At 63.8% G+C, this 412-nt stretch carries 1 protein-coding gene; it reads left to right on the top strand.

The features are described 5' to 3' along the window. The coding region (locus AC1DIX_RS28020; RefSeq protein ID WP_477328640.1) for a DUF5801 repeats-in-toxin domain-containing protein at nucleotides 1-412 on the top strand (412 nt) is incomplete at both ends.

Here is a 412-nt window from a genome sequence, read left to right as displayed (position 1 = left end):
TGTCGGCCATGACAGCGACAATGGCGGTGCACCGCTTGCCTACGCCCAGTCCGCAGTTGGTGCACTCGTTGACAGCACCAATTTCGGTGTCGACGGCGCAGCCACGGCTGGCGCGAAGGTTTACTCGCTCGCCATCGTCAACGGTGCCGACTCCGGTCTGATGACCACCGACGGCCAGCACATCTATCTCTACATGGAAGGCGGCATTGCCGTCGGCCGTGTCGGCGGTGCCGAAGGCCAGGCGGCGATTGCATTCGCCATCGACCCGGCGAACGGCAAGGTATCGACGGTCGAGTACCTGTCGCTGAACCATGGCAACGCCAACAACGCCAACGACAGCGTTTCGCTGGCGGACGGGACCGTGCGGGCTGTTTTGACCGTCACCGATGGCGACGGCGACAAGGCCTCTGAC

This window comes from Massilia sp. 05N420, from assembly GCF_056397205.1.
The sequence above is the reverse complement of the archived record's forward strand: the minus strand, read 5'-3'. Positions and strand labels throughout refer to the sequence as shown.